Source organism: Streptomyces canus (assembly GCF_030816965.1).
In the GTDB taxonomy this organism is placed as follows: domain Bacteria; phylum Actinomycetota; class Actinomycetes; order Streptomycetales; family Streptomycetaceae; genus Streptomyces; species Streptomyces canus_E.
In genome coordinates this window covers 77,128-96,532 of record NZ_JAUSYQ010000002.1, presented here as the reverse complement: position 1 = coordinate 96,532, position 19,405 = coordinate 77,128, and the positions used below count along the sequence as shown (strand labels likewise).

16 protein-coding genes and 6 pseudogenes are annotated in these 19,405 nt (G+C 69.0%); 11 read left to right on the top strand and 11 right to left on the bottom strand.

Annotated features, from left to right (window positions below; translation table 11 throughout):
- Positions 1 to 219: 219 nt before the first annotated feature.
- The 3 genes from QF027_RS01195 to QF027_RS01185 are packed head-to-tail and all read left to right on the top strand — an operon-like array spanning position 220 to position 1,108.
- The gene (locus tag QF027_RS01195) at positions 220 to 366 is read left to right on the top strand and encodes a hypothetical protein (protein WP_307082776.1); all 147 of its coding nucleotides are present in this window, start codon (positions 220 to 222) and stop codon (positions 364 to 366) included.
- On the top strand, positions 363 to 890 hold the full coding sequence (locus QF027_RS01190; protein ID WP_307082773.1) for a hypothetical protein: 528 nt from the start codon (positions 363 to 365) through the stop codon (positions 888 to 890). The genes QF027_RS01195 and QF027_RS01190 overlap by 4 nt, the downstream gene beginning before the upstream one ends.
- Complete coding sequence (locus QF027_RS01185; RefSeq protein ID WP_307082772.1) at positions 887 to 1,108, top strand: hypothetical protein; 222 nt, start codon at positions 887 to 889, stop codon at positions 1,106 to 1,108. The genes QF027_RS01190 and QF027_RS01185 overlap by 4 nt, the downstream gene beginning before the upstream one ends.
- Before the next feature lie 550 nt (positions 1,109 to 1,658).
- Here the strand turns inward: QF027_RS01185 and QF027_RS01180 are convergent.
- Positions 1,659 to 2,024 (bottom strand): hypothetical protein, encoded by a 366-nt coding sequence (locus QF027_RS01180; protein ID WP_307072141.1) that lies wholly within the window; start codon positions 2,022 to 2,024, stop codon positions 1,659 to 1,661.
- A gap of 902 nt (positions 2,025 to 2,926) precedes the next feature.
- Here QF027_RS01180 and QF027_RS01175 point away from each other — a divergent pair.
- On the top strand, positions 2,927 to 3,202 hold the full coding sequence (locus QF027_RS01175; protein WP_306986946.1) for an SDR family oxidoreductase: 276 nt from the start codon (positions 2,927 to 2,929) through the stop codon (positions 3,200 to 3,202).
- Positions 3,203 to 3,521: 319 nt separating this feature from the next.
- Here the strand turns inward: QF027_RS01175 and QF027_RS01170 are convergent, their stop codons facing one another.
- Positions 3,522 to 3,683, bottom strand: coding sequence for a hypothetical protein (locus tag QF027_RS01170; protein ID WP_307072140.1), 162 nt, complete (start codon positions 3,681 to 3,683; stop codon positions 3,522 to 3,524).
- On the opposite strand from QF027_RS01170, the gene QF027_RS49435 reads away from it, so the two are divergent.
- Positions 3,653 to 3,919 (top strand): hypothetical protein, encoded by a 267-nt coding sequence (locus QF027_RS49435; RefSeq protein WP_373432389.1) that lies wholly within the window; start codon positions 3,653 to 3,655, stop codon positions 3,917 to 3,919. The two genes, QF027_RS01170 and QF027_RS49435, sit on opposite strands and share 31 nt — an antisense overlap.
- 194 nt (positions 3,920 to 4,113) lie before the next feature.
- Here QF027_RS49435 and QF027_RS01165 read toward each other — a convergent pair.
- Both QF027_RS01165 and QF027_RS01160 read right to left on the bottom strand, forming a co-directional pair.
- Positions 4,114 to 5,569: pseudogene (locus QF027_RS01165) on the bottom strand (dihydrolipoyl dehydrogenase family protein).
- Between the two features lie 445 nt (positions 5,570 to 6,014).
- On the bottom strand, positions 6,015 to 6,458 hold the full coding sequence (locus tag QF027_RS01160) for a VOC family protein (protein WP_306986942.1): 444 nt from the start codon (positions 6,456 to 6,458) through the stop codon (positions 6,015 to 6,017).
- Positions 6,459 to 6,900: 442 nt separating this feature from the next.
- Between QF027_RS01160 and QF027_RS01155 the strand changes: the two genes are divergently transcribed.
- Positions 6,901 to 7,521, top strand: coding sequence for a TetR/AcrR family transcriptional regulator (locus QF027_RS01155; protein ID WP_306986941.1), 621 nt, complete (start codon positions 6,901 to 6,903; stop codon positions 7,519 to 7,521).
- A gap of 148 nt (positions 7,522 to 7,669) precedes the next feature.
- Here the strand turns inward: QF027_RS01155 and QF027_RS01150 are convergent, their stop codons facing one another.
- The gene (locus QF027_RS01150; RefSeq protein WP_307072139.1) at positions 7,670 to 8,134 is read right to left on the bottom strand and encodes an ATP-binding protein; all 465 of its coding nucleotides are present in this window, start codon (positions 8,132 to 8,134) and stop codon (positions 7,670 to 7,672) included.
- A 642-nt stretch (positions 8,135 to 8,776) separates the two neighbouring features.
- On the opposite strand from QF027_RS01150, the gene QF027_RS01145 reads away from it, so the two are divergent.
- A complete protein-coding gene (locus QF027_RS01145; RefSeq protein ID WP_307072138.1) occupies positions 8,777 to 9,832 on the top strand; it encodes a hypothetical protein in 1,056 nt (351 codons plus the stop codon).
- A gap of 115 nt (positions 9,833 to 9,947) precedes the next feature.
- Here QF027_RS01145 and QF027_RS01140 read toward each other — a convergent pair.
- The 3 genes and pseudogenes from QF027_RS01140 to QF027_RS01130 all read right to left on the bottom strand — a co-directional run.
- Positions 9,948 to 10,178 (bottom strand): annotated as a pseudogene (locus QF027_RS01140) (zinc-binding dehydrogenase); the annotation flags it as partial.
- Positions 10,179 to 10,313: 135 nt separating this feature from the next.
- On the bottom strand, positions 10,314 to 10,760 hold the full coding sequence (locus tag QF027_RS01135) for an alcohol dehydrogenase catalytic domain-containing protein (protein ID WP_307072137.1): 447 nt from the start codon (positions 10,758 to 10,760) through the stop codon (positions 10,314 to 10,316).
- Between the two features lie 262 nt (positions 10,761 to 11,022).
- Positions 11,023 to 11,475 (bottom strand): annotated as a pseudogene (locus QF027_RS01130) (type 1 glutamine amidotransferase domain-containing protein); the annotation flags it as partial.
- 394 nt (positions 11,476 to 11,869) lie between these two features.
- On the opposite strand from QF027_RS01130, the pseudogene QF027_RS01125 reads away from it, so the two are divergent.
- The 3 genes and pseudogenes from QF027_RS01125 to QF027_RS01115 form a co-directional block, all read left to right on the top strand.
- A pseudogene (locus tag QF027_RS01125) lies at positions 11,870 to 12,049 on the top strand (IS5/IS1182 family transposase); the annotation flags it as partial.
- Between the two features lie 168 nt (positions 12,050 to 12,217).
- Positions 12,218 to 13,453: an MFS transporter gene (locus QF027_RS01120; protein WP_307072136.1), complete on the top strand. Its 1,236-nt coding sequence runs from the start codon at positions 12,218 to 12,220 to the stop codon at positions 13,451 to 13,453.
- A gap of 50 nt (positions 13,454 to 13,503) precedes the next feature.
- A complete protein-coding gene (locus tag QF027_RS01115) occupies positions 13,504 to 15,663 on the top strand; it encodes an alpha-galactosidase (protein ID WP_307072135.1) in 2,160 nt (719 codons plus the stop codon).
- 555 nt (positions 15,664 to 16,218) lie between these two features.
- Here QF027_RS01115 and QF027_RS49980 read toward each other — a convergent pair.
- The 3 genes and pseudogenes from QF027_RS49980 to QF027_RS01100 form a co-directional block, all read right to left on the bottom strand.
- Positions 16,219 to 16,628, bottom strand: a pseudogene (locus tag QF027_RS49980) (hypothetical protein); the annotation flags it as partial.
- A 58-nt stretch (positions 16,629 to 16,686) separates the two neighbouring features.
- Positions 16,687 to 17,844, bottom strand: a complete 1,158-nt coding sequence (locus QF027_RS01105; protein WP_307072134.1) for an MFS transporter — start codon at positions 17,842 to 17,844, stop codon at positions 16,687 to 16,689.
- A 377-nt stretch (positions 17,845 to 18,221) separates the two neighbouring features.
- Positions 18,222 to 18,341, bottom strand: a pseudogene (locus QF027_RS01100) (Ku protein); the annotation flags it as partial.
- Positions 18,342 to 18,843: 502 nt separating this feature from the next.
- On the opposite strand from QF027_RS01100, the gene QF027_RS01095 reads away from it, so the two are divergent.
- On the top strand, positions 18,844 to 19,236 hold the full coding sequence (locus tag QF027_RS01095; RefSeq protein WP_307072133.1) for an effector-associated constant component EACC1: 393 nt from the start codon (positions 18,844 to 18,846) through the stop codon (positions 19,234 to 19,236).
- Positions 19,237 to 19,405 lie beyond the last annotated feature (169 nt).

Below are 19,405 nucleotides of genomic sequence, written 5' to 3'. Positions count from 1 at the left end.
GGCGACCATGCTCATGTCCTCCCATCTGGTGTCCGAGCTGGCGAACGCCTGCGACCACCTCGTTCTCATCAACAACGGCCGGGTCCGCTTGGCCGGCGAGGTCGACGTTCTCCTCGACCAGCACCGACGCATCACCTCAAGAACGGATGACCGCCGCTCGCATCCGGTCCCTACGACGTCGTCTCGACCACCGACACCGGTGGTGAGAGCATCTCCCTGGTGCGCACTCGCGACACCTCACTCGCCGGCGACGGTCACCACGCGCCCACTCTCGAAGAACTGGTGCTCGGCTACCTGGGAGCCCCCGATGCGTCCCCGGTCCTCACCGCCGGCGCTCGTGCCCACGGAAGCCGGATGTCGGCGTGAGCACCGCGACTCCTCGTTCCCGTGCGAGCGTTCGATACGGTCCGCGTCTGCGCGGGCTGACCTGGCTCATGTGGCGCCAGAACCGCGCCGCGTTCCTCATCGGGCTGGCGGTCGCCGCGGCCGTGGCCGTCTACGCCGCCGTGCAGCATCAGCACGTGACCGAGGCCATCACCGCACAGCATCTCGACGCGTGCCGCGGCGGCACCGTCGAGTCCACCCAGTGCACGCGCGACCTCCTCAGCTTCGGCAAGGAGTACCAGCACCCGCTGCGGCGCCCCCTGCAACTCGTGCCTGTACTGCCGTTCCTGTTCGGCGTGTTCCTCGGCGGGCCCCAGTTCGCCCAGGAGCCGGAATCCGGCTCGTACCACACCGTGGCCACCCAGTCCGTGCCGCGCCTGCGCTGGTTCGCGGCGAAGTTGGGCGTGCCGCTCGCAACCTGTGGCCGGTCAGTACCTCCGTCGCGCAGAACACCGCGGAACCTCGGCTGCCGGAAAACGTCTGGCTGCTGGCGGACGGTCCGTTGACCACGGACGGACGAGGTGCCCGCGAAGTCACCGACTGCCTGCCTCAGGACAGTTACGCGCAGTGCCTGAAGTCGCGCGGGCTCACCGGCCGCTTGGCCGAGTACCACCCGGTCTCCCACTTCTGGAGCCTCCAGTGGACGGCGACGGCCCTGTGCCTGGCGGTCGGCATGGCGTTCGTGGCGCTCTCGGTGTGGCGGATGCGAAGGCACCCCGCCTGATCACCAGGCCTGGGCAGCCCGTGGCGGAGCCGGCGGTCGGACGGCGATCGAGGGGACGGCACGCGGGACACCGACGCGTGACCCTGATCCACTGGTCCCACGTCAGGCGCCCGCCACGCCCCCTGGTGATCCACAGGGTGAACGCGCACAGGAAGTCCACCCGCCTCGGTGAGGCATGGAGGGATGAGTGAGGCACCGGTCGCTTCGCTCACTGAGAGGCAATACTTGTCGAGTAAATCAGATGTGCGCCAGTGGCTGGTCCGACTCCGCGAGTCATCGGTCACCGAGCCGAACGCGGACTTTCCTCCGTGTTCACGGCGGGGAGCGATCGTGGTGGCCCTGCCCAGCCGACGGGACCGCGAGGTCCGTCAACTCGCCTCTGTTCGCACGCGCTTGAAGACGGGATCCGGGCGATGCGTGTCGCGCGCCCCGCCCGCCGAGGCACCGGCGCACTGGCCGCTGCGGCGACGACGGCGTCTCGGCAGCAGTGGGACCACCGGACCGAGCCGGGCATCTCACGGGCTTCGCAGGCGGCTCGTGGCGAGAGCGCTCAGAGGAACAGGGCGCTCTCGATGTCGATGGTGACCAGTTCCAGCTCGTGGTTGACGGTTCCGTCGGCGGCCAGCGGGTGGACGCGCCTACGGGTCGGCAGCATGATGCCGTCGAACTCCTTGTAGTCGGAGGAGTAGTGCGCGACAGGGCCGGCATTGAGGACATCGGCGGAGTAGTCGTGCCTGCGCAGAAGCCCTTGCTGGTCGAAGTGGAAGATCTGTTCCCGGCTGTGTGTGGCGATGCGGTCGGGGAAGGTGACCTTCAGGCGCCGTAGGGTCTGCCCGTTCTCCTTCAACGAGGGCAGCTCCTCGGTGTGGACGTCGGAGGCGGCGAAGGTGAAGGGCGCCGTGAGGTAGGTCCACATGGCAAATCCGGCGAAGTAGGCCACATGAAGGTCGTCCCAGGGGGTTTCGAGGGTGTGGCCGGCGAATGCCGCGCGGGGTCGAGCCGCTCTGCCTTCACCTCACCGTCGTCACTCTCGACGGCCACCCGCTCTGCGGTCACGGAGGTGCGCAGATGGGGTGCGGTGAAGGGGTAGTGGCTGGCGTGCTGGCGGTGCAGGTCCACTCGCACTGCGGCGTGCTCGAACAAGCCCTCCTGCTGCTTGAGGCCCCACAGCAGGCCGCCGGAGCGGAAGTGCGCGGTGACCGAATTGAAGCCGTTGTAGCGCTCAAGGCCGCCGTGGGCCGCCATGGCAGTGCTCGTGAGGTCGTTCATGACAATTCTCCGTGGTGAGGGCGAGACGCCGGAGTGCATAAATGACCGGTCGTCTTGTTGTAGTCCATACAAGTCGTCCGGCCCGGAAGAGCTTCCCGGCGCGGAGCTGTGGTGGCGTGATCCTCGACACCTTCATCACTGCAGCCCCGCGTCACCCGCCCGCACGCGCCAGGCGCTGGGACGGTCGTCCGAAGTGGTGGCGAAATCTGCGGCGCTATGGCTTTGTAGGGAACCGCGGTGGACTGTCTCATCGCATCGTGACCCAGGTCTTCAGCCCTTCGAACCCTTGCCGGAAGGGTCCACGCATGAATTGCCGGAAGGGTCCACGAAGGTGGATGGAACCGCGTTCGTGACCGGTGCCAACCGCGGGCTCGGTGAGCAATTTCGTGCGGGCGCTGCTCGAAGCCGGTGCGGCCAAGGCCTGTGCCGGCGCCCGCGATCCCGCGATCCCGCGATCCCGCGATCCCGCGAAGGTCACGGTGCCCGAGGCCGTACCTGGCACTGGCGCCTGGCCCAGCCGTCGGCCTCACCGGCACCGCCGCACTGACTGTGGCTCTTCCTGCCCTCACCGCCAACCTCGCACTCGAGCTGGCGCCGATCCGCGTCAACCTCATCGCTGCCGGCTTCGTCGACACACCCCTGTCCGCGTCCCTGCTCGGCGACCAGCTGGAAGCCCGCCGCGAGGAACTGCGCGCCGCGCTGCCCGTCCGTCGGGTCGTCGGCGCCGACGACGCCGCCGCGCTGGCGACCCACATCATGGACAACGACGCGCTCACCGGTGCGACGTACGACATCGACGGTGGGCAACAGCTCCTCGGCCGCTGAACGAGCGCGCACTGGTTGTCGGCCACAACCACCGGACACATCACCTGGTCCGAGAGGCCCGTGCCTGATCCTGCGCCTATCGTTGTCGGAGCCGTCCGCGACCATCAGGTGCATGTTCCGCAGCCCGCGGCAGCACCCCGACAGACGTGCGCGAGGTTCTCCGCCGACGCCGGATCCCACTGCACACCGGAACCGTCAGCCGGTGAAGGCGGCCGACAGCCCAGGCGCCGATCGCCGACCGTTCCCCTCGTCGCGCTTGGAGTTGACCATGACCACGGCCCGGGACCTGGCGCTGATAGCTACCGACCCGCAAACCGGCTCAGTGGTGGAACTGGGTGAGCTGTCCCTCGCTCTGGCGGGGCCGGAACTGGTCGACCTCATCGACACCGGGACCGTCACGCTCGACGGTGACCTCCTGGTGTCCGGCGGCTCCCCACCGGCCGAAGCCCCTTGCTGCACGAGGCCGTATCGCTCCTCGCACCAGGGGCACCTCACACAACCGTGGAGGACTGGCTGTGGCGCCGGGGCCGCGAACTCGCGGCGCGCTATCGAGGCGCGCTGGAAGAAGAGGGACTCGTGGCACGCGCGGGCCGCCACCGCAACCCCCTGCGCCGGACCCGACCGGCACCGGTGGACCCCACTGCCCTCCTCCTGGCGAGGGACCGCCGGACGTCGGGTGAACCGATACTCGCGGGGTTCGCGGCTGCGCGGGGTTGAGCGAAGTGCCGGCGGATGCGCTCGCCGGTCTGGTCGACGAGCATGACGCCGTGCCGCCGTCCACCAGGCCGTCACGGAACTCGCTGCCGAGCGGCAGCGCCGGTCCATCGAGGCCGCTGCCTTCGACAACATCTGGCGCGGCGACTGACGACACCTCGCTCATCGGGACGGCCCAGCTACGCCCGTCGGTTTCCCTACCCACGCGCGCGATCCCGGTAGGTCTCGAGGACGCGCAGCCACACCTCGCTGATCGTGGGGAAGGCGGGGACGGCGTGCCACAACCGCTCCACCGGCGTCTCACTCGCGATCACCACCGTCGCCGAGTACAGGAGTTCCTGAGTCCCAGGACCTACGAAGGTCACACCGACCACCGTGCCGCGATCGGTGTCGATCAGCACACGGGCCCTGCCGCGGTAGCCGTCGGCATACTGAACCGCGCCGGCGACCCGGCCGATGTCGTAGTCCACGACGTCCACCCGGCGGCCCGTCTGCTCCGCTTCCCGCGTGGTCAGCCCGACACTGGTCACCTCCGGCTCGGAGAAGACCACCTGCGGCACAGCGGCGCTGTCGGCGGTCGAGGCGTGCCTGCCCCAACGGCCGTCGTCGAGCGGCGTCACCCTTGGCGCGCGCTCCGATGACGGCGCCCGCGATCCGCGCCTGGTACTTGCCCTGATGCGTCATCAGAGCCCGGTGGTTGACGTCGCCAACGGCGTAGAGCCATCCGTCGGCGATGTCCGTCACGCGGTACGAGTCGTCCACGGTCAGCCAGTCACCGGGGGAGAGCCCGACGGTCTCCAGGCCGATGTCCGTGGTGTGCGGCGCACGGCCGGTCGCGAAGAGGATCTCGTCGCCGACCAGTGAGCTGCCGTCGTCCAGCGTGACGTGCACGGGACCGTCCGCGCCGTCCTCACGGGCGACGGCGGTCACCGAGGTGCCGAAGCGCAGGTCGGCCCCGGCGGCGCGCAGCGCGTCGGCCACCATCTCGCCGGCGAACGGCTCCATCCGGTTCAGCAGCCCCTTGTCTCCCCGGACCAGCAGGGTCACTTGGGAGCCGAGCGCCTGGAACGCGGTGGCCATCTCGACGGCCACCACTCCGCCTCCCACCACGACGAGCCGGTCCGGCACGTGCCGTGCGGCGGTCGCGTCTCGGTTGGTCCAGGGGCGCACCCGCTCCAGTCCCGGCAGGTCGGGGAAGGCGGTGACGGTCCCCGTGGACACCCCCACGGCGTGCCGGGCGGTCAGGCGGACGCTCCCACCGTCCGCGAGGTCCACCACCACCTGGCGAGGCCCGTCCAGCCGCCCGTATCCGCGCACCAGGTCCACAGACACCGAGTCGAGCCAGTCGACCTGATCGTCGTCCTGCCAGTAGGCGGACATCTTGTCGCGGTAGGCGAAGACGGCCGGAACGTCCAGTGGGCCCTCGACCGCTCGCCTCAGCCCTGGGACCCTGCGGGCGTCTGCACGCGCCACCACCGGGCGCAACAGGGCCTTGCTCGGTTCGCACGCCCAGAACGAGCATTCTCCGCCGAGCAGTTCGTTCTCCACGATCACTGTGGTGAGCCCGGCTGCCCGGGTGCGTTCGGCGAGATTCTCTCCCGCGGGACCTGCACCGAGAACCACCACGTCGTAAGCGCGGGACGTGCCGTCCATGCCTGCTCCTGTCCTTTGCTGGGCCTGATACGGCTGACGGGAACCCGGAACAGGAACGCCACAGTGTGACGCCGGTGTGCGTTCGACGCCGCGACAGCGCCTTTCCAGTGTGCTCCCTCGGCCGGTGCGCCGCCCGATGTGCGGAGGATCGCGTACCGCGTCCCCGTGGAACATGGCGCCGGTCGAGTACGCCCTGGATGTCGGCCGGCTTCCTTCGCTGTGCACCTGGCTCCGGCCGCCGCGTCCTCGACCCCACCTGACGAACCCGGGCCTCGGGAAGATCACGGCGGCGCTGTGGAACGGCCGCTTGGCCACCCCGCGCCCGAGTTGGTCGCGCGTCCACGTCGCCCTCGGCCGGCAGTGAGCTCACGCCGACGTGGCACGGTGGGTGCGCGGTTGCACAGTCGAGGTTTCGGCGAGACCGTCCGTTTCGCTGCGGACGGCCTCAGCGGCCCGGCAGCCGTTCGGTGATCTCCTGCACGATCCAGCCGTTGCCGTCCGGGTCGGTGAACGAGAGGTAGGAGGCGTAGCTGCCCCGCTGGGGGTCCGGGCCGGAGACCCGGGCCTTCTGGCCCGCGTGATGGAACACCCCACCGGCATCGTGGAAGACCTCGCTGACGTCTGCACCTGCCCGGGCCAGCTTCTCCCGCGCCGCCTCGATGTCCGAGACCACGAGGTGGAGTCCTTCGGCGGACCCCGGGGCGGCAGCGCTGACGTCGCGACCGAAGATCACCGAGCACGCCGAACCGGGCGGCGTCACCTGCACGACCCGCAGGCCGTCATCGGCGGTGAAGTCGGCGTCCAACCGCCATCCCAGCCCTTCGTAGAAGCTCTTCGAACGATCGACATCGGCCACTGGTATCACTACGACTTCGAGTTTCATGTCCATGGATGAGCCTTCCTGACCAACGAGCGCGATCCGTTGCCGACTCCCACACCACCGGGTCCGGCCGCTGCATCGTGGAAGTGAGGGGACGGACCGGCCGCTCCCGGTGCCCGGTGAGCGCAAGCCCGCACGGCTCAGCAGGACAAGACCGTAGGGCGGCAGTGCGGGAGGCTTCGGACTGTGTCCCCAGCGCGTTCATGCCGGTTACCGACACAGCGGAGCGTGCGACCTGCGAAGGGACCTCCCCCTTTTTTGCGGGGAACGAGCAATGGCCGACTATCGCTCGTCGAGTGGTGCGACAGCATCCGCGGCCTCCTCGAAGCTATCGCGCGCGGCTGCCGGTCACCACTCGAAGTATCCGGTCCTGACCTGTGCTGTGTCGGGGTGAGCTCTGCAGGACTGACCTGATTCTCCCACGCTAGTCGAATGGTCGTATACTAGGTGCATGGGACGTACGAGTGATGCCAGAGTCAAGATCCTCGATGCTGCGCAGTCCCTCATCGAACTGCGGGGCTACTCAGCGCTGGGCGTGGCCGAGATCTGCAAGACGGCCGGCGTGCCCAAGGGCAGCTTCTACTACTTCTTCGAGTCCAAGGAAGCGTTGGCCTTGGCCGTGCTCGATGAGCAGTGGGCCGCCCAGCAGGAGAGCTGGAACCGCGTTCTGCGCGGCGACCAGGAACCCCTGCTCCGGCTCCGGCAGCTGTTCGAGGAGACGGCAGCCGCCCAGCGTGCCGGCCAGGAGACGTGCGGCACCGTGTCCGGGTGCATGTTCGGCAACCTCACGCTGGAACTGAGCAACCAGACGGAGGCGATCCGCCTGCGTCTGCAGGAGATCTTCGAAGCCCAGGTGGACATGGTCCAAGAGGTGGTCGCAGCCGCTGTGGAACGCGGCGATGTGAAGATCGCCGACACCCGTGACGCCGCGCGAGCCGTCGTAGCGCAGCTGGAGGGCCAGGTGCTGTTCGCCAAGCTCTACAACAACACCGCCCAGCTCGATGTCCTGTGGCTCAACTGTCTTGCCCTTCTGGGAGCACAGGCACCCGCCAAGGGTGTGGCCACAGTCTGACCTCTGACCCGGGGGCCGGTCCGGCCGACACGGACGGGGACCGCTGATCGGGGCCAGCACCTGCCGCGGGCGCTCGGCTTCGACTCGGGCATGACCTGCCGGCGGCTTGGCTGAGTGGCCCGAGACCGGCGTGGGGCGCCGGTGCGGCTCAGGCCGGGTCGTGCAAGGACAGGTCGACGACGTTCTTGCCGCGGCCGTTCGGGAAGCTGTTCCACGCTCCGCCCGACGCGTCGACGATCAGCAGACCACGTCCGTGCTCGGCGTCGGCGTTGTCCTCTTCGGACAGTGCCAGAGGTGACGGCACCGGCGGATTGCTCCGGGAATCGCGCACCTCCAGCCGGACGTGGTCGTCGAATGCCCGAAGCCGGACGTCGACGTCACTGCCCGCGTGGATCAGAGCGTGGGTGACCACTTCGGAGGTGATGAGCTGGAGCGAGTCCGACAGTTCCGACAGCCCCCAGGTGTGCAGGCGGTCGTCGACGAAGGTACGGGCCGTCCTCGCGCCCAGTAGATCGCCCGCTGGATGAGCATGCCCCCGGTCCGCGGGGGCGGCGTGCTCCCCGGGCGTTGCCGGTCCCCTCGTACCGGGCCATGAGCAAGACGGCGTCGTCACGGCGCTGAAGGGGGCGTGAGACATCGGCGGAGATGTGGTCGGCCAGCTGCTCCACGGGCACGGGAAGGTCGCCCTGTACGTACCGGGCGCGGCCGTCGGCGAACGACCAGTCGTCCGGGCCGTTCTCGAGGTGGCTGATGAACAGGTCCGTGCGTCGACGCCGGCTTCGGCGAGCTGGGAGGCGAGCGCCTTGTACAGGCGCTGTTTGTCCCCGGTGCTGCGGCCGCGGTGAAGATGTGGACGATCACCGTGCCGGGGGTGCGCCGGAACCCGAGACCCGGATCGAGGGTGACACCGGCGACGCAGGCCCCACCCGCTCCAGGACGGTGAAACTGTTCCTGCAGGGAATACACGGCGACAGACGAAAAAGACGGCACCACCCGCACCGCCAGCGTCAAGGGCATCGACCTCAGCAACGACTCCACCGTCACCACCGACGACCTCGACGTCGCCGACCTCGACGATCTCGACCGTTACGCCGGACAACTGCGCCAGGAGATCGTCTACGACGGTGACACCGCGATCTCCGCCACCGTCCACACCCCTTGGGCACAGCGGACGGCCAGCCAGAAGAAGTCCTACGCCGACATCGAGGCCTATTTCGTCAAGACGGCCCGCACGTTCAGCCACACCTATCTCACGGTGGGCAGACGGTGGCGCACCACCGCCCTCTCCTACGCCTACGACGCCAAGTACGGCATGGTCACCACGGTGCAGGACGACGGCGACTGGACCGCGACCGGCGACGAGACCTGCACCCGGACCTGGTATGCCCGCAACGACGCCAACGGTCTGACCGCACTCGTCTCCCGTACTCGTACCGTCGCCAGACCCTGCGCCACCCCGGACGCGAGCCTGAGCCTGCCGACCGGAGCGGACACGCGCGGCGACGTGCTGTCCGACACCGCCACCGTCTACGACACGGCCTCCGCCACCGGCTGGAGCCCCGATCAGAGTCCCACCCTGGGCCTGCCCACCTGGACCGGCCGCGCCAAGTCCTATCCGCTGGCCTCCGGCAGCGCCGACCGCAATCCCCTGGCCGCCTCCGGCTGGCAGACCGTCACCACCACCTACGACACCGCCACCGCCAAGCTCGGCCGCCCCCTCACCGTCACCGACGCCAAGGGTCGTACGACGACCACGGCCTACTACCCGGCGTCCGCCGGTCCGCTCGCCACCAAGGTCGAAACCAAGCCGAAGCTCGCTTCCAACGGCCAGGCCCACCAGACCACCACCGGCTACGATCCGGCTCGCGGCGTCGAGAGCTACGTATTGGACCTCAACGTCAAGCGCACCGAGCACACCTACGACGCCCTGGGCCGTATCACGGCCACCTGGTTGCCCAACCGCTCCAAGTCCGGCGGCGACACCCCGAACGCCAAGTTCGGCTACGGCTTCGAACGTGACAAGGCCCCGTGGACCTCGGTGTCCACCCTCAAAGCCGACGGCACCACCCACACCACCACCTATGCCCTCTACGACTCCCAGCTGCGCCCCATCCAGACCCAGACACCCTCACCCTCGGGCGGGCGGATCCTGACGGACACCCGCTACGACAGCCGTGGTCTGGCCTACGACACCTACGCCGACGTCTGGGACGACAAGAACAGCCCCACCGGTGGCTATGCACGACCCGGAAGCGGGCCGCGCCCGACAGCATGTGCTCATAGGCCTCCAGCGCCCGGGCGAAGGGCATGATCTCAACGCTGGGACGGATGTCGTGGGCGAGACCGAACGCGAGGTTGTCCTCGTTCTCTATGGACGAACCGGTCAGGCTGCCGACGATGGAACGTGTGCCGAAGATCAGGTCGGGGGTCGAGACGGTCGGTGGGTCGGGCGCGGCACCGACCACTACGAGCCTGCCAGACGGGGCCAGGCCGCGGACCAACGGGTTCATGGAGGCACCGCTGGACGACGTGGCAACGATGACGGAGGCGCCGCCCAGGTCGCTCAGCGCGGCACCTGGGTCGGTGGCGCTGCTGTCGACGTACTCGTGGGCGCCCAGTTGCCGGGCGAAAACCTCCTTCTCCTTTCCTCGCGCCACCGCGGCGACCCGGTATCCGAGACGGTGCGCGTATTGCAGGGCCAGATGTCCCAGGCCGCCGATGCCCTGCACGGCGACCAGTGAGCCGGCCCGCGTCGGTCCCTGCTGCAGGGCGACAAAGGTGGTCAGGCCGGCTCACAGCAGGGGAGCGGCGTGAATTGCCGAGAGGCCCTCGGGGATGCGCACCAGTCCGCTGGCCCGGGCGTAGACCACTTCCGCGTATCCGCCGTCGGTCGTCGTCCCGGTCTGCTGCTGATTGCGGCAGTTCACGAAGTCACCCCGGCGGCACGGCTCGCACTCCCAGCACTGGCCGTTCAGGAAGCCGACACCGACACGGTCGCCGGGCCGCCAGACGGTGATGCCGACCCCGACAGCGTCGATGACGCCTACGACCTCATGCCCAGGAACGACGGGCTGCGAGGGGCCCGAGCGCAGGCCTTCCACGGCCAACACGTCGGTGTGGCAGACTCCGCAGGCCTCGGCCCGTAGCCGGACATGCCCGGGTGCCGGGTCGACGAGATCACGTTCGACCAGCTTCAGGTTGTGAACGCCGGTGGCCTCGAAGGCTTGATAAGTGGACAAGACTGCTCCTTGATGTGGTGCTGCCTGTGGGGCAGGCGGCGGGCACTGCGCGCGACGGGACTTGACGGCGCAGCGCGTCGGCGCGTTCTGCAACCGCTTCACCAGCAAAGAGGAGGAGATCCGGGCCGCGGTCAAGCGCGGCTTCGAACGGTGGGGCGCGCAGATCCGGCAGGTGTTCGTAGAAGCCCGGCAGGCAGGCGACCTGGACGTCCCGCTCACCGAGCGTCTCAGTCCTTTGCGCCGTTACTGCCGGGCGTCACGTTTACAGGACCTTCAGAAGCTGCGTTGCCAGGGCTGCGGCGGATGCGGGGTTCTGGCCTGTGTAGAGGTTGCGGTCCACTACCGTGTACGGCTTCCACATCTCGCCGCGGGTGAACTCCACGCCCAGCTCCTTCAGTTAGTCCTCCAGCAGCCAGCGGGCCTTGGAGGCCAGACCGACGGCGTCCTCCTCGTCGTTGGTGAACGCCGTGACCCGGTAGCCGGCGAAGGGCGAGACGCCGCGCACCCTGGTGGCCAGCAGCGCGGCCGGGGCATGACAGACGACGGCGAGCGGTTTGCCCGAGGCGAGCGCGGCGGTGAGCAGCCTGCCCGCGTCGGAGTCGGTCCACAGGTCTTCCATCGGCCCGTGACCGCCGGGGAAGCAGACGGCGTCATAGTCCTCCAGGCGGGCGTCCGACAACTGGATCGGCCGCCGCATCTCCTCCGCGGACCGGATGATGCCTTGGGGGTCTGATGGCGTGGGCACGGGAGTCGGGGGCGACGGGAGTGGGGCTGAAGGACGAGTCGGAGGTGTTGCCGGGATAGGGGGGCGGCCTCGCCGAGAGCGTTGCCGGGGGATGAACGGAACAAAGCGATGAAAGGGGAGGGAAGCGCATCCCGCGTGAGAAGGTGCGTGCACGTTGTCAGTCCGGACGTGTCCTGGTCCTGCACCAGCTTTGGAGTGTTCCGGCGGTGGCTTGCGCAGGCCGAGGGGTTCGCACTGGACGAGATGCACGGCTTCGGAGGGCAACGCCCCTGGAACGACGTCTCCACCGCCCTGGCACCACTCCTCGGTCATCCCGAGGACGACGGCCCCAACCTCACGCCGACCCAGTGCGTCGCGATCCTGCCTGCAGGAACTCACCCTCACCGAGAAGACGCTCAACCGGGCGCTGGCCGCAGCACCGGCACCGGTCGAGCGCGGTGTTGCGCGCCTGAAGTCCTGGCGGATCTTCCGCAGGTCCCGGTGCAGTCCGAACCGCATGACGCCAATCGCCAAGGCTGTCCTCACCCTGGAGCGGCAACGCTGAAGAAACTCAGTAACTGTTGGACGGATAAATTCGCATACGCGGACTCTTTGCATCCGTCAAGGGAGAATTTTCTCCCCCTCACAGAACGGATATCCGGTGCGAGGCTGTGCGGCGTCAGCACTCCCCGCGGCCAGTCGCGCTTCGCTCCGGAAAGAGAACACCACTCAGATGCCACCCCTGACCGACGACCGATCCGCCAAGCTGCCTTTCGTCGTCCTGGTGCTGGCAGCCGGGATCTTTCTGATGGGCACCACCGAGTTCGTCATCGCGGGCCTGCTGCCCGAGATCTCGGACGATCTGGGCGTCAGCGTGTCCCACGCGGGGCTGCTGATCACGGCCTTCGCGGCAGGCATGATCGTCGGCGCACCGGCGATGGCGATCGCGACGCTGCGCCTGCCGCGGCGGTCCACGCTGGTCCTCGCGCTCACCGTCTTCGCGCTCGGCCACGTGGTCGCCGCGCTCAGTCCGTCCTTCGCGGTCGTGCTCGCGGCTCGCGTGGTGACCGCACTGGCCACAGGTACCTTCTGGTGCGTCGCCGCAGTCGTGGCGACAACCGCGGCAGGACCGGCAATGACGTCCAGGGCCCTGGGCATGCTGCTCGGGGGCATGACCGTGGCCAACATCGCCGGCGTACCGCTGGGCTCGTGGCTGGGGCAGGTGTCCAACTGGCGGGGGCCGTTCTGGGTGCTGGCCGCCCTGTCGGCCGCCGCGGCGGCGGTCATCGGCCGGTACATCCCCGACGAGGAGCAGCGCGAAGCGCGTTCTGTCCGGGCTGAGTTCGCCGCGCTGCGCCAGGGCCGGGTCTGGCTGGCGCTGAGCGCCATCGCGTTGCTCATGGGAGGTGTCCTGGCGACCTACACCTACATCTCGCCCCTGCTCACCGAGCGGGCCCAGATCCCCGCCGCGGCTGTGCCCCTGGTCCTGACCGGCTACGGTGCGGGCGCCCTGCTGGGCACCACGGTCGGCGGGCGCCTGGGTGACCGCCGGCCGCTCGCCACCCTCATCACGGCCGCCGCCGCGAGCAGCCTGATCCTGCTCCTGCTGGTGTTCTTCTCCACGAGCCCCGTGGCGACCGTCGTCCTGGTGACGGTCATGGGGGTGACCGCGTTCGCCGCCTCCCCGGGGCTCGGCGCGCTGGTCAGGCGCTTCGCCGGTTCCGCGCCCACGCTCGCCTCCGCGCTGGCCAGTTCGTCGTCCAACGTGGGCGTCGCCGTCGGCTCCTGGGCGGCAGGCATCGCCCTGGCCTCACCACTGCGGCAGGCCGGGCCACCGCTGGTCGGCACGGTGACAGCCGCCCTGACCCTCGTACCGCTGACCGCGCTCGCGCTGATGCGCGCCACCCGATCTGACGACCACGCCGCCGCCGGCGACCCTTCACCCCGTGGTCGAGCCCGGGTGGGGTGACGAAGCCGCACCTACAGATCCCCGTAGGGAGACTGCCGAGAGGGGCCATCGTGACCACTCCGACCGAAGCCGCAGCCGAGGGCATCATTCATCTCCGCGCAGCAGGTGTGAGCCTGGTACTCGACCTGCGGGGCAACGGTCTGCCCGCCGTTCTGCACTGGGGCGCCGACCTCGGCGACCTCAGCCGCCAGGACCTGCACCGGTTGGCCGAGGCCGTCACCACGCCGCCGATCGCGGGATTCCCCGACGCCGTACCGCGTGCCGCACTGCTGCCCGAACACGGCACCGGCTGGCCCGGACAGCCCGGACTGACCGGTCACCGCCAAGGAGCCGACTGGTCACCCCTGTTCACCCGCGACTCACTGGAACTGGAAACCGCAGCACAATCGGTGAAGGTCGGGGCCGCCGACGCTGCAGCCAGGCTCAGCCTGGTACTGGAAGCCGGACTCACCGCGTCCGGTCTCGTACGCGTGCGAGCCGCCGTACGCAACGACGACCCGGACCGCGACTACACCCTCAACGGCCTGCTGCTCACCCTGCCGGTCCCCGACACCGCCACCGAACTGCTCGACCTCACCGGCCGCTGGTGCCGCGAACGCGCCCCGCAACGTCGGCCCTTCACCCACGGCACCTGGCTGCGCGAGACCCGCAGCGGACGCACCGGCCACGACGCCCCCCTTGTCCTGGCGGCCGGAACCGCGGGCTTCGGCTTCGGCACCGGCGAGGTATGGGGCCTGCACCTGGCCTGGAGCGGCAACCACCGCGTACTGGCCGAGCGACTCCCCACCGGCCGTCCGGTCATCGCTGCCGGCGAACTGCTGCTGCCGGGCGAGGTCATCCTCGGCCCCGGCGAGGAGTACACCGGCCCGTGGCTGTACGCCTCTCACAGCGGCCAGGGGCTCGACGGCCTCTCCGCCCGCTTCCACGACCACCTCCGCTCCCGTCCCGGCCACCCCAACCGCCCTCGCCCGGTGGTGCTCAACACCTGGGAGGCCGTCTACTTCGACCACGATCTCGACCGGCTCACCCACCTTGCCGACCGCGGCGCCGAGGTCGGCGTGGAGCGTTTCGTCCTGGACGACGGCTGGTTCCGGCACCGTCGTGACGACCGGGCGGGCCTCGGCGACTGGTACGTCGACGAGACCGTGTGGCCGGCGGGACTTGATCCGCTCATCGACCACGTTCGCGGCCTCGTCATGGAGTTCGGCCTGTGGGTCGAGCCGGAAATGGTCAACCCCGACTCCGACCTGGCCCGGGCCCACCCCGAATGGATCCTGGCCACCGGTGGCCGCACCCCCGCAGACCGCCGTTTCCAGCAGGTCCTGGACCTCACCCACCCCGAGGCGTACGCCCACATCCTGCAGCGCCTCGACGCCCTGCTCAGCGAGTACGACATCGCCTACCTCAAGTGGGACCACAACCGCGAACTGGTCGACCCCGGCCACGCACCGGGCGGTGAGCCTGCCGTGCACGCACAGACCCTCGCCGTCTACGCCCTGCTGGACGAACTGCGCGCACGCCACCCCGGCTTGGAGATCGAGTCCTGCGCAAGCGGCGGTGGACGCGTCGACCTCGCCATCCTGGAGCGCACCGACCGCGTCTGGGCCAGCGACTGCAACGACGCCCTGGAACGCCAGTCGATCAATCGCTGGACCCAGCTGCTCCTGCCGCCCGAACTCATCGGCTCGCACGTCGGCGCCGCCCGTTCCCACACCACCGGCCGCACCCACGACCTGGCCTTCCGGGCGGGCACCGCGCTCTTCGGTCACTTCGGCATCGAATGGGACCTCACCCGCACAACCGAGACCGAACGCGCCGAACTGGCGCACTGGATCACCCTGTACAAACAGCTGCGCGGGCTGCTGCACACCGGCCGCGTCGTACGCATCGACCACCCCGACCCGGCCCTGTGGGCACACGGCGTCATCTCCCAGGACCGTACGGAAGCGGTCTTCGCCCTCACCGCCATGGCCACCCCGCTCGCCGCTCACCCCGGCACGCTACGGCTGCGCGGCCTTGACCCGGACGCCACCTACCACCTGCGCCCCCTGCCCCCGGCCGACCAGGCACCCGGCATGGAACGTGGCACCCCCGCATGGTGCACGAGCGACGAAATCACCGTCCCCGGCAGCGTCCTGGAACGCGTCGGGATCCAGATTCCCAACCTCCACCCGGAACAACTGCTCCTGCTGCGGCTGGCGAAAGCCTGACCCTGCCCGGCCGCGATCTGGCAGCAACATATGTCCTGCCGGGTACGAGCCCTGGTCGACGTGACGGAAGGCGCCGGTGGCCGGCCGGCCGTCCGCCTCGACGAGCAGCATTACTACGACGTCGTGGCCTCGTCCGGCAATGTGCAGGTGCGCGCCCGCGTCGGTCCGTCGAACACCGATGTGGCATCCCTGCCGACACCTCCGGGACCTGTGGTTCTCCGCGTCGAAATGGCTGGTGTAAGCACAGTGAACGACGCGCGCACAGGTGCCGATGTCGTCTCGATCGGCGTCGGGGAGCCGGATTGTCAACCACGAGCCCTGCACCAGCTGCGGACGTACCGCCAACATCGTTCGCCGCGACGGTGACCAGCGACTCTGCGGACGATGCGTCCGGCCGCCGACAGCCGTCTGCGCGGACTGCGGCTGGACCCGGCCCTGCTACTTCGCCCCGAGCGAGACGCCCCGCTGCGAGGCGGGTTCCACCGCTCCACGCCACCACTGGACGGCTCCGGGCGCAGCCACGGGTCGGCACATTTGGACGCCGACGCCCCCGGGACGCTTGAACTGGGTGCAGTTCGCCCGCTGGCCCGGCGTGAGGACCAGGGACAGCGGACGGCAGCGGCCGTCCGCGCTCAGGTGGATCTTGCTGGTGAACCCGCCTCGTGAGCGGCCCAGGCCCTCGCCTCCGACACCACCTCCTCCAGGCGGCCGACGAGGCTCCGCCACGGCGTCTCGTCCTGGTGTTCTACCATCTCGGCCCCCTTTGAAGCGGGCGCTGGAGGTGGGGCGGTGCGGGCGCCGGCCGCGTGTTGGTGAGCGCGGACGATGGTGGAGTCGACCGAGATGTCCCAGTCGATCTCACCTGTCTCGTCGACGGCAGCCTGGATCTGCTGGAGCAGACGCTCCTATTTTCCGTCCGCGGACCACAGCCGGTGGCGTTCGTAGACGGTGTGCGGACCATATCGCCGCCTTGCTCGCCGGCTGCCCGGACGGTGTGCCCGTGGTGACCGCCTGACGCCCCGGTCAAGGCTCTGAGAGGGCGTTCTGTGACTGTTCGACAGGTTCTCGGGGCGCCTGGTTCTTGGCCGGTACACAGTCGACGATCCAGATGTTGCGACCTCGGTCGGCGAGGGATGCCCAGAGCGCGAGCAGGAGCGCGCCTGCTGCCACGACGAGAGCCACCAGAAGGGCGCCCTCGACGCCGTGAGCTCCTGCAAGGCTGCCGGACACGGCCTGTCCGCCAGACGTTCCCAGGGGACCACCGGCGCACAGGATCGTCATGGCGACCGCTGCACGTTCCGCGGGGCCAAGTCGCTCGGTCAATGCGTACAGGCTGATCATGTACGGCGCGACGGTGAAGCTCGCCAGCGCGACGGCGACGGGGACGGGCACCAGCTGGGTTCCGGCGAAGAGGATCAGCATGCCGGCGCAGAGCGTTGCGGCGAACGAGACGTAGCGGGCGCGCAGGGAGAACCGCGGCGGGAGCCAGGCACAGGCGGCACCCGCCAGGGCCCTGCCGATGCCGAACGCGGCGTACACGAGCCCCGAGGCGCCGGGTTTGTCGATCGTGTCGGCATACACGGGGACAGCTGTCTGGATCGCTCCAAAAACCGCCCCCATCGCGACCATCGCCAGGAACATGACGGCCAGCGGACGACGCGGCAAGTACGGGTTCCCACGCTCGCCCGAAGCGGGCTGCTGCGTGGCGCGGTGGGAGTAGAGGAGAGCGAAGGGGAGGGTGCTTGCTGCGATCAAAGACATGGTCGCCACGGCGGGCGCAAGCGGACTGACCGACGTGAGCAGCCCGACGAGCGCGGGTCCGGCCACGAAGCTCATCTCGTCGGCGGATGCCTCATAGGACAGAGCCGCGGACAACAGGTGGTGTTCGTTGTGCGAGCGCACCAGACGCGACCAGTGCACGCGTACGAGAGGGCCGACTTGGGGCTGGGTCAGGCCCACGAAAGTGGCCGCAGCGAGCATGCTTTCCTGTGTTCCGTGGCTCGCGGCCAGCAGCGCGGCCCAGGCAGCGAAGTTAGCGATAGCGGCGGCTGCGACGGATCGGTGGCCGTAGCGGTCGGCCAAGGCCCCGACCAGGGGGCCGCCGATGGCGATGGCGATGCTTTGGGCCGCAATGGCCAGGCCGGCGAAGGCGTAGCTGTGGGTCGATGCCTGCAACAGCATGAGCGTCGCGAGAGCCGGAGGCGGCGTATGGCAGGCGGGCGAGGAACCCCAGAGGGAAGAAGCCGACGCCGACGAGGCGCAGCAGGGAGCGGTACGACACTGATGTCTCCATCGGACACGTCGATGAGACGCGCCACCCAGCCAGCCACCAACGCGTCGACGAGCCCGATTCTGACTGTCAACGTAGTGCTGGATGCTGATGGCTGTACAGGTCCCTTGACCGAAGTGAATTGACGCCCCGGCAAGGCCCGAGCGGCTGGCCTCACCCGATCTGGCGATAGCACCACACCTGTCGCGAGGGATAAGCCCAGGCACATCGGCGCTGAGCCGCATCACTCCTGAGCGTCCCACCACCGCAACAGGCTGCACCCCGGAGAACCCATGTCCTCCAGGTGGTACTGGTGGAACTGGATCGAACGGTTCTCGGTCGCGGACGCGACGTGGACAGGGACGGTCACGAGACCGAAGCTGATTGCAGATCGTTCGGGGCATGGCAGACCTCCAGTACGCCCCGGGCCCTGCCAGCAGTGGGACCTCATTTCCCGTGTCGGAATCTCAGGGTCGGTGTCGGATGGAAGTGGGATCCGACATCGCGGCGAGATACCGCAGTGTCCTGTCGCATTGGACCCACCGGTTTCTCACGCGTTCTCGTTCGTATCGGCGGATTCTCATCGCGCTGCATCCGACGGGATGCAGCGCGCGGGAAGACTGACGGTGCGGTGCTTCCGTCCAGAGCGGCGGTCACGGCGGGCGCTTCGACCTCAAGCCAGCGAGCCCTTATCACGGTGCCCTACATCCCAATGTCGGAGAAGACGCCGACCAGGACGGCGCGACACGCTCATCTTCCATGCTTGGGCGTCGAGATGGACGGGGGAAGGGGCCGGACCTGCAGTCCGCCTCCCGGCGCCGAACTCCCCATGCTCGAATGGATCGTTGGTCATCCAGGATTGATCGTGTTCTCTATCGTGGAGGGATCACGACAGATGCTACGGGGGTCTCATGCGGGTTCTGGTCAGTATCGACGCGGATGACGGTGGTACTGCGCTTACCGATCTGTACCGCTGGTTCCGCCAGGATGGCGAGCTGCGACGCCAAGCTCAGGCACGGCTGCGACCAGTACGGCAGACCGGTGGCTTCATAGGAGCCGTCGAAGTGATCGAACTGGTCGTCGGTCAGGGCATCGCGGTGGCCAACTTGGCGATCGCGTACGCCACGTGGCGCCAGGCTCGAGCCCTGCAGGCTCCGGTGACGATCACGGTCGACGGCATGTCAATCACGGTTCGGGACGGCTCGGAGGAGTCGGTGCGCCGGATCGTCGAACTGCTGACGTCTGGTCCCGATTCCGAAGTCCGTGACGCAAGCGACGACGCGGACAGCCCCGGGAGCGGATGATGAGGCTGCTGCCTGATCCCGCGCGATCGCAGTGCCGTCCTCATAGGGATGGACACGTACGTCCATCTGGAAGCCCTGCCCGCGGTGCGAAACAACGTCGCTCGTCTTGCAGAGCTGCTGATGGACCGTGGCCTGTGGGGCCTGCCTCCGGAGCACTGTGTGGTCCTGA

Bases quoted from the DNA above. Each gene is read 5' to 3' on its own strand.
- QF027_RS01155 (WP_306986941.1), top strand. From the start codon at position 6,901: ATGGGACGTACGAGTGATGCCAGAGTCAAGATCCTCGATGCTGCGCAG.
- QF027_RS01095 (WP_307072133.1), top strand. From the start codon at position 18,844: ATGCGGGTTCTGGTCAGTATCGACGCGGATGACGGTGGTACTGCGCTT.
- QF027_RS01160 (WP_306986942.1), bottom strand. From the start codon at position 6,458: ATGGACATGAAACTCGAAGTCGTAGTGATACCAGTGGCCGATGTCGAT.
- QF027_RS01180 (WP_307072141.1), bottom strand. From the start codon at position 2,024: ATGTGGACCTACCTCACGGCGCCCTTCACCTTCGCCGCCTCCGACGTC.
- QF027_RS01105 (WP_307072134.1), bottom strand. From the start codon at position 17,844: ATGCTGTTGCAGGCATCGACCCACAGCTACGCCTTCGCCGGCCTGGCC.
- QF027_RS01120 (WP_307072136.1), top strand. From the start codon at position 12,218: ATGCCACCCCTGACCGACGACCGATCCGCCAAGCTGCCTTTCGTCGTC.